The organism is Serratia sp. EC4 (assembly GCF_059652115.1).
The window spans coordinates 1-5,176 of record NZ_JBNIDE010000021.1; the positions used below are offsets into that span (position 1 = coordinate 1).

Genomic DNA, 5,176 nt, shown 5'->3' on the forward strand with positions numbered 1-5,176 from the left:
TAAATATCCTGACAGTATCTATTACTTTGAAAAATGCCTTTTTGGGCATGTGTAACTTATTCTTATAATGAAGAATAATGTTTCTTTGCTAGGGAAATAGCCATCTAAATATATAATTGATAGTTCCAGATTATTATTTAAATAATAAAAATAGCTATCTATGAACAGACTGATGAGAATTATCCGGTTATATCAAAGATAAATCTTAATTCTTCAGTGTATTAGTCGATAAATTTCACGTTAATTAAAACAAATATTAGCCAGACGCCTCGAATCGAGTAGACTAGGCGAAAGATTATTTCCGTATGGGTACTGAACGTTATGTCTACTGAAAGCGCGTCTTTGAAAAACCACAATACGTTTGCGCTCCCGGTCAACGCAGCGCACCTGATCATGGCCGATAGAATTGAGCTGATGCTCAAGGTGTGGCAACAAACGCGCAAGCGTCAGGAGCCGTTGCTGATTCTCGGTGAAGGTAGCAACGTGCTGTTCCTGGAGGATTTTTCTGGCACAGTAATGGTCAATCAGTTGAAGGGTATTGATGTTCGGGAAGATAACGATGCCTGGTATCTCCACGTCAGCTCCGGTGAAAATTGGCATGACCTGGTGCAATATACGCTGCAGGCTGGGATCTGCGGCCTGGAAAACCTGGCGTTGATTCCTGGATTGGCCGGTTCCGCCCCTATCCAGAACATCGGCGCCTACGGCGTCGAATTGAAAGACGTCTGCGAGTATGTCGATCTGCTGGACTTCTCTACCGGCGCTATCGATCGTATTCCGGCTGCCGAGTGTGGCTTTGGCTACCGGGAAAGTATTTTCAAACACCGTTTCCAGACCGGGCATGTCATTGTCGGGTTAGGTCTGCGTCTCAACAAACAGTGGCAACCCAAATTGAGCTACGGCGATCTGGCCAAGCTGGATCCTGCCACGGTGACGCCACTTCAGGTATTTGAATCCGTATGCGCCATGCGCCGCAGCAAGCTGCCCGATCCGCGTGAAACCGGCAATGCCGGCAGCTTCTTCAAGAATCCGCTGGTGAACGCAGAGAAAGCCGCAGAACTCCTCGCTAAATATCCCGGCATGCCGCATTATCCACAGCAGGATGGCCAGGTGAAGCTGGCCGCCGGATGGCTTATCGATCAATGCGAACTGAAAGGATATCGTATCGGTGGCGCCGCGGTACACCGCCAGCAAGCGTTGGTGCTGGTGAACATCGACAACGCCCACAGTCAGGATGTGGTGGCATTGGCGCGCCACGTGCGCAAGTCGGTGGCCGATAAATTCGGCGTGTGGCTGGAACCTGAGGTGCGTTTTATTGGCGCGACCGGTGAACTGAATGCCGTGGCGGTGCTGTCATGAAAGATACCAAGGTTCCGTTAAAACTGATCGCGCTGCTGGCTGACGGCGAATTCCATTCCGGTGAACACCTCGGTGAGTCACTGGGCATGAGTCGCGCGGCGATCAATAAGCATATTCAGACCATTCGCGAATGGGGACTGGATGTCTTTACCGTGCCCGGAAAAGGCTATAGCCTGCCTGGCGCCATCCAGCTGTTGGAAGCCAAGCGAATCCTTAGCCTGCTGGAAGACAAGCGTGTAAGCGTGTTGCCGGTGGTCGATTCCACCAACCAATACTTGCTGGACCGCATCGACGAATTGCACTCTGGTGATGCCTGCGTCGCTGAATACCAACAGGCAGGACGTGGGCGCCGCGGGCGGCAGTGGATCTCGCCATTCGGCGCTAATTTATATTTGTCGATGTTCTGGCGACTGGAGCAGGGGCCGGCAGCGGCGATGGGGCTTAGCCTAGTGATCGGGATGGTGATGGCGGAGGTCTTGCAGCGTCTCGGTGCGGCTGATGTACGCGTGAAGTGGCCTAACGATCTTTATCTGAACGATCGTAAATTGGCGGGGATCCTGGTCGAATTGACGGGAAAAACTGGCGATGCGGCTCAACTGGTCATCGGCGCCGGCATCAACCTGGCGATGCGTGATACCAATGCCAGCGCCATTACTCAGGGATGGATTAACCTACAGGAAGCGGGAATTCAGATCGATCGCAATGAACTGGCTGCAACTCTGCTTAATGAACTGCGTCAGTCATTGAAACAGTTTGAGATAGACGGACTGGCGCCCTTTATCGGTCGCTGGCGTACCTTGGATAACTTTATCGACAGACCGGTCAAACTGCTGATTGGCGAGCGACAGATTGTGGGTATCGCCCGGGGTATCGATTCGCAGGGCGCACTGCTGCTGGAACAGGACGGGGAAATCAAACCTTTTATCGGCGGAGAGATATCGCTGCGCAGCGCGGAATAGTGAGAAAAGACAAGGGGACGGCAGCGTCCCCTTGATCGTTCGGTAGGCTTATTTTCTTAAACGCACGCTTTCAACGGCATGGTTGGCGCTTTTGGTCATAATCAGGCTCGCGCGTTCGCGCGTAGGCAGTATGTTCTGCTGCAAATTCAATCCATTGATTTCATTCCATAATTGCGTGGCGATATTAATCGCCTCCGGTTCCGGCAATTTTGAATAATTATGGAAATAAGAATCGGGATTGGAAAATGCGCCCTGACGGAATTTCAGAAAACGATTGATATACCAGCTTTGCAATAGCGTCTCCGGCGCATCGACATATATAGAGAAGTCGACAAAGTCGGAAACGAATACGCGATGCGGATCGTGAGGATAATCCATACCGCTTTGCAATACGTTAAGCCCTTCTAGGATCAGAATATCCGGTTGCTCGATGACTTTATTACCTTCGGGCACGACGTCATAGATCAAATGGGAATAAACCGGGGCGGTGACGCGTTTGGCGCCGGATTTCACTTCCGACACGAATTTCACCAGGCTATGCATATCGTAAGACTGCGGGAAGCCTTTTTTCTTCATCAGGCCGCGTTCGTTCAGCACCTTATTAGGGTGCAAGAAGCCGTCGGTCGTGATCAACTCAACGCTGCGGTGTTCTGGCCAACGGCTCAACAACGCCTGCAACAGACGTGCGGTTGTGCTCTTACCTACGGCTACGCTGCCGGCGATGCCGATGACATAGGGAATCTTTTGCCCGTCGGTGCCGAGGAATTGCTCGAGCACCGCCTGTCGGCGCAGGTTGGAACTGATATAGAAGTTCAACAGTCGTGACAGCGGCAGATAAATCTGCGCAACTTCTTCCAACGAGAGATCTTCGTTAATCCCTTTCAGTTTAACGATCTCTTCTTCCGACAACGTCAGCGGCACCGAATCTCGCAACGCAGCCCATTGGGTACGATCGAACTGTAGGTAAGGCGTTGCTAAAGATTGATCTCTTTTTATCATAAGCCAAATTCTGCCTGTTAACGCAGGTTGGGAAAGGCGCCGGACGCCAACTCCAGAGAATAAACAAGCTGCATATTATAGACAGCTTCGTTTTTGGCGTAGACTTTTTTCGCAAAAGTTGTCGATAGGCAGCAGTTTATGTCAATTGTGCGAAGCGGCGCGCAGTTGATAAAGCGGGGTTGCAAGGCGGTATCATCAGAGCCGGATACCGCCTGAAGACTAACTGGCGATAGCGCGCGAAGGTTGATTTACGGTGAACAGACGTTTGTAATAAATGACGGTCGGATGGTAATGCCCATCGGGGCCCGCTGCATAATCCGGCAGCTCGCCCAAACAGCGATAGCCCAAGCTGCGATAAAGCGCTTCTGCCGCCGAACCGGCCTGCGTATCCAGATACAATAGCCCGCGTTGCTGCTGCAGTGCCGCGTACTCCAGCGTTTTCATCAGAGCCTGACCTACGCCGTTGCGGCGAGCGCGGCTATGCACCAACAGCTTCACCACCTCCGCACGATTACGGCCGTTCGGCTTCTGGCAAAGCTCGAGTTGCACGGTGCCAACGACGCCGCGATCGTCACGGGCAATCCACAGCAGCAGTTCACCTTTGGCCAAGGCCGGTCGCAGACTGTGGAAGTAGCTCTCGGCGTCTTCGTGGGGAATTAAGGTGTCGTAACCGACAGAAGCGCCGTGCGTGACGGCATCGGTCAACAGGCGGGCCAACTCATCGCGGTAAATCGGCAACGTAGCGGCGTTGATAGGCACTATTTTCATCGGTCATTCCTCCTGGGATGGGGGTAATGAAGAGAAGCAATAACTGAGCCACAGCGGCGAAAGGCATGGCGACGGCAAAAGGGCGAGGGATCAGTGTAGCCCACGCCGCAGTCCGGGGCAGGGATCCCCTTTTTGGTGCATCGATCCCGCTCACAGTTTACCATCGCGGGTTAAGTGTTTTGAGAAGCCCGACACGGAGAAAGCGGCGCTCAAGGCTTGCAAAAAGTGGATAAAATTGTAGAGAATGATTGCCGCGAGTGATGAATGTTTGCACGCCGCAGGCTGCAAATTGCATGACAGTATGCAAAATTGACTGATTTATGAGCGAAAGTGCGCGTAAAGCAATTTTTTTGTTGCATAGGTCGCCCGCTCTACCTAGAATGCGCTGCACTTGATGCCGGCTTAGCTCAGTAGGTAGAGCAACTGACTTGTAATCAGTAGGTCACCAGTTCGATTCCGGTAGCCGGCACCATTCAAGTCACAAGTAGTTAAAATCTGGTGGGGTTCCCGAGCGGCCAAAGGGAGCAGACTGTAAATCTGCCGTCACAGACTTCGAAGGTTCGAATCCTTCCCCCACCACCAAATCTTGCCTTCGGCGATTAACTGAGATGCGATGAATACCGCAACGGTTGATGGCGGGAGGAGAGGGCGAAAGCCTTCGGCAAGGTTCGAGCTGTGCAGCGCAAGGCGCAGCCGGCCCGAAGGATGCGAGCCGAGTGATGAACAATCCTGCTCCATCCCAAAATTCTACAGAAAAATCAGGTAGCCGAGTTCCAGGATGCGGGCATCGTATAATGGCTATTACCTCAGCCTTCCAAGCTGATGATGTGGGTTCGATTCCCACTGCCCGCTCCAAGATGTGCTGATATAGCTCAGTTGGTAGAGCGCACCCTTGGTAAGGGTGAGGTCGGCAGTTCGAATCTGCCTATCAGCACCACTTCTTAATTTCTCGCCCCCTGATTTTCTTTCTGTTCTGGATTCAACGAGCAAATGCTTGGTTGATGTGGTGATACCACCGATTTATCCGTGTCTTAGAGGGACAATCGATGTCTAAAGAAAAGTTTGAACGTACAAAACCGCACGTTAACGTC

General features: G+C 52.0%; 4 protein-coding genes, 4 tRNA genes and 1 other RNA gene. 7 read left to right on the forward strand and 2 right to left on the reverse strand.

From position 1 onward, the window contains the following. The first annotated feature begins 321 nt into the window (after positions 1 to 321). Both murB and birA read left to right on the forward strand, forming a co-directional pair. Positions 322 to 1,359, forward strand: coding sequence for a UDP-N-acetylmuramate dehydrogenase (murB, locus tag ACP39K_RS24390; RefSeq protein ID WP_060445411.1), 1,038 nt, complete (start codon positions 322 to 324; stop codon positions 1,357 to 1,359). Next, positions 1,356 to 2,318: a bifunctional biotin--[acetyl-CoA-carboxylase] ligase/biotin operon repressor BirA gene (gene birA, locus ACP39K_RS24395; protein ID WP_004929427.1), complete on the forward strand. Its 963-nt coding sequence runs from the start codon at positions 1,356 to 1,358 to the stop codon at positions 2,316 to 2,318. The genes murB and birA overlap by 4 nt, the downstream gene beginning before the upstream one ends. A 48-nt stretch (positions 2,319 to 2,366) precedes the next feature. Here the strand turns inward: birA and coaA are convergent, their stop codons facing one another. Then, positions 2,367 to 3,317, reverse strand: a complete 951-nt coding sequence (coaA, locus tag ACP39K_RS24400; protein WP_025304936.1) for a type I pantothenate kinase — start codon at positions 3,315 to 3,317, stop codon at positions 2,367 to 2,369. 219 nt (positions 3,318 to 3,536) lie between these two features. Beyond that, positions 3,537 to 4,085, reverse strand: coding sequence for a GNAT family N-acetyltransferase (locus ACP39K_RS24405; RefSeq protein ID WP_004929422.1), 549 nt, complete (start codon positions 4,083 to 4,085; stop codon positions 3,537 to 3,539). Between the two features lie 396 nt (positions 4,086 to 4,481). On the opposite strand from ACP39K_RS24405, the gene ACP39K_RS24410 reads away from it, so the two are divergent. The 5 genes from ACP39K_RS24410 (at position 4,482) to ACP39K_RS24430 (ending at position 5,022) form a co-directional block, all read left to right on the forward strand. Further along, positions 4,482 to 4,557: transfer RNA gene (locus ACP39K_RS24410), tRNA-Thr, on the forward strand. Between the two features lie 25 nt (positions 4,558 to 4,582). Next, positions 4,583 to 4,667 (forward strand) — tRNA-Tyr (locus ACP39K_RS24415). Between the two features lie 46 nt (positions 4,668 to 4,713). Further along, positions 4,714 to 4,829, forward strand: a non-coding RNA gene (locus ACP39K_RS24420) — RtT sRNA. A gap of 36 nt (positions 4,830 to 4,865) precedes the next feature. Continuing rightward, positions 4,866 to 4,940 (forward strand) — tRNA-Gly (locus tag ACP39K_RS24425). A 6-nt stretch (positions 4,941 to 4,946) separates the two neighbouring features. Beyond that, a tRNA-Thr gene (locus tag ACP39K_RS24430) sits at positions 4,947 to 5,022 on the forward strand. Positions 5,023 to 5,176 lie beyond the last annotated feature (154 nt).